We start from the raw sequence: 2,944 nt of genomic DNA on the forward strand, positions 1-2,944 counted from the left end.
CGCGCGGGCGGCCCCGTCGGCGGGGCGGGCGGCGGGCGCGGCGGCGTGCAGGGTGAGCCGGTCGCCGAAGGGGACGTGCCGTTCGTGGCGGGCCGCGGCGGCCGGCGGCAGGGCCGGGAGCAGGGTGGCGAGGAGGAGCGCGAGGGAGGCCCGGAAGGGAGTGCGGTGCGCGTCGTGCACCGTGTCCGCCGTCGCCATGGGGGCACTCCTTCCGTACCGTTTGTCCTGGATATCCGGGCGGCGCCGGCCGGCCCCGCCGACACGCCGGACCGGACACCCGAGCAATAGCGACATATGGCGCGATTCACCGAATACTCAGGGATGGGAAGGCGGTGGGCGCATGCAGTTCGACGACGACGCCGGGCTGGACACCTCCCAGGTCCAGGACCAGCGCGGCAGCCGGATCCCAGGCGGCGGGGTGACGATCGGCGGCGGCATCGTGGGCCTGATCGCCCTGGTCCTGGGGCTTTTCTTCGGCATCGGGCCGCAAGAGCTCGGGCTGACCTCGGAGCCGGCCCCCGGCGGCACGGCGAGCAGCGACGCGCAGGTCAACCAGCACTGCCGGACGGGCCGCGACGCCAACACCCGCGAGGACTGCCGGATCGTCGCCGTGGTCAACAGCGCCCAGTCGTTCTGGAGCCAGGAGTTCGCCCGCCGCTCCGGGACGTACACCCCCGCGTCGACCGTCTTCTTCACGGGCCAGGTCCGCACCGCCTGCGGGGCCGCGTCCTCGGCCGTCGGGCCCTTCTACTGCCCGGGCGACCGCAAGGTCTACCTCGACCTGGGGTTCTTCAACGAGCTGCGGACGAAGTTCGGTGCGGCCGGCGGCCCCTTCGCGGAGGCGTACGTCGTCGCGCACGAGTACGGGCACCACATCCAGAACCTGATGGGCACGCTGGGCCGCGCCCAGGACCGGCGCACGGGCGCCGGGAGCAACGCCGTCAAGGTCGAGCTGCAGGCCGACTGCTACGCCGGGGTCTGGGCCCGGCACGCCACGACGACGCCCGAGAAGTCCACCGGGCGGCCGCTGATCAGCCGGTTGACGCAGGCGGACATCGACGACGGCCTGTCCGCGGCGGCGGCCGTCGGAGACGACCGCATCCAGGAGAAGTTCCAGGGCCGGGTGACCCCGGAGAGCTGGACGCACGGCTCGGCCGCGCAGCGGCAGCAGTGGTTCAACACGGGGTACAGCACGGGGGACATGGCCCGCTGCAACACGTTCCGCTGACGAGGAGTGAGAGGAGTGAGCCGCATGACGGACACGCACAAGCCGACGCCGGGCATCTACCCCACGCTGCTCTACCGTGACGCGAAAGCGGCGATCAAGCAGCTCACCAAGGCGTTCGGCTTCACACGGGCCGCCCTGTACGAGAGCGAGGACGGCACGGTCCTGCACGCCGAACTCGCCTACGGCAGCGGCAGGGTGATGATCGGTTCGAAGGGCCGGGTGGGGGTGTTCGCCGAGGCCATGAAGGAGAGCGGGCCGGTGGGCGTCTACGTCGTGGTCGAGGACACCGACGCGCACTTCCGGCGGGCCGAGAAGGCCGGCGTGGAGATCCTGATGCCGCCGACGGACCAGGAGTACGGCTCGCGGGACTACATGGCGCGCGACGTCGAGGGCAACGTCTGGTGCTTCGGGACGTACGTCCCGGCGGGGTGAGCCCGGCCCCGCCGGGGGCCGGGCCGCGGACTGCTAGACGCCGCCCGTGTGCACCTGGAAAGCCGCCTTCCGGACAGCCTTGGCCAAGGCCGGGTCCGGGTGGGCCGCCGCCAGCGCGACCAGCACCTGCACCGTGCGCGGGTGCCCCACCGCCCGCACCTCCTCCAGCAGCCCCGGCACCGTGCCCTGGACCGCCGAGTCGAGGTGCCGCACGAGCAGCCGGCTCTCGCCGTGGTCGGCGACGGCGGCGGCCGTGTCCACCCACAGCCAGGTGGCCTCCTCGCGGGTGAGCACCTCGGCCGCCTGCTCCGGGTCCCGCCCCTCGTGCTCGGCGAGCCACAGCAGGGCGTACGGCCGCAGGCAGGGCTCCTCCAGCACGGCCCGGACGGCGGGCTCCGCGGCCGCGCCGACCGCCCGCAGCGCCTCGAAGGCCAGGCCCCGGACGAGGGCGTCGTCGCCGCGGGCCGCGTCCAGCAGCTCGCACAGGGCGCTGCCGGCGGGCCGGGCGGCGAGCCACGCGCGGTACTCGGCGCGGGCCGGGCCCGGCGTGAGGTCGGCGCAGCCGCGCAGCATGGCCTCGGCGGACAGCTCGATGTTGCCCGCGGGGCTCTGCGCGGCGACGCAGATCTGCTCCAGCTTGACCCACACCGCCCAGTTGCCGAGCGGGGTCAGCACGGCTTCGGCCTCCGCGCCGGGCTGCGGCCCGGTGCCGCCGCGCATTTCCAGGGCGCCGACGGAGGAGAGCCCTTCGAGGGCCCAGCCGAGGAGCTCCTCCAGCGGGTCGTCGTCCACCGAGACGGGCCGGGCCGCGGGCACGGGCCGGCCGCCGTAGGGGACCTCGCAGCGCTCGGCGCGGATCTCGGCGACGCGCTGCTGCAGCAGGTCGAGGAGCATCGCGACGGGCACGGGCCCGGCCGACAGGTGCATGACGGACAGCAGCTGGGGCGCGGCCTCGACGACCTCGGCGGCGACCGTCGCGTCGGCATCGGCGGGCGCCGGGTGCGCCAGGGACCAGGCGTCGAAGAGGGCGACCCAGCCGCGCAGGACGGCGCCGTCGTCGCGGTCCCAGGCCTGCATGCGCCAGCCGGGGCGGGCCGTGCCGCCGTGCAGTTCGACGAGCCCGGCGAGGCGGGCGCGGTCCCAGTCGGCGCGGGCCTCGCTGCTGCCGTCCTCTCCGCGGGCCCGGCGTACGGGGGTGACCCTGGCGGGTCTGCTGGTGGTGGCGATGCTGGTGATCGCCGCAGCGAACATGCTGATGCTCGCGGTCGGGGTCGCCGGCCTCTT

General features: G+C 74.8%; 3 protein-coding genes and 1 pseudogene. 2 read left to right on the forward strand and 2 right to left on the reverse strand.

The genetic code is table 11. The features are described from left to right. Window positions 1-198: hypothetical protein (locus tag B7P34_RS35605; RefSeq protein WP_146167033.1), on the reverse strand; the 198-nt coding region annotated here is incomplete at its 3' end. A 142-nt stretch (window positions 199-340) separates the two neighbouring features. Between B7P34_RS35605 and ypfJ the strand changes: the two genes are divergently transcribed. Together ypfJ and B7P34_RS35615 are read left to right on the forward strand one after the other, a co-directional pair. Continuing rightward, on the forward strand, window positions 341-1,228 hold the full coding sequence (gene ypfJ / locus B7P34_RS35610; protein ID WP_106682251.1) for a KPN_02809 family neutral zinc metallopeptidase: 888 nt from the start codon (window positions 341-343) through the stop codon (window positions 1,226-1,228). Between the two features lie 24 nt (window positions 1,229-1,252). Further along, a complete protein-coding gene (locus tag B7P34_RS35615; RefSeq protein ID WP_106682252.1) occupies window positions 1,253-1,660 on the forward strand; it encodes a VOC family protein in 408 nt (135 codons plus the stop codon). Window positions 1,661-1,693: 33 nt separating this feature from the next. Here B7P34_RS35615 and B7P34_RS35620 read toward each other — a convergent pair. Next, window positions 1,694-2,944, reverse strand: a pseudogene (locus B7P34_RS35620) (hypothetical protein); the annotation flags it as partial.

Origin of the sequence: Streptosporangium nondiastaticum (assembly GCF_003011965.1) — a bacterium.
GTDB classification, from domain to species: Bacteria; Actinomycetota; Actinomycetes; order Streptomycetales; family Streptomycetaceae; genus Streptomyces; species Streptomyces nondiastaticus.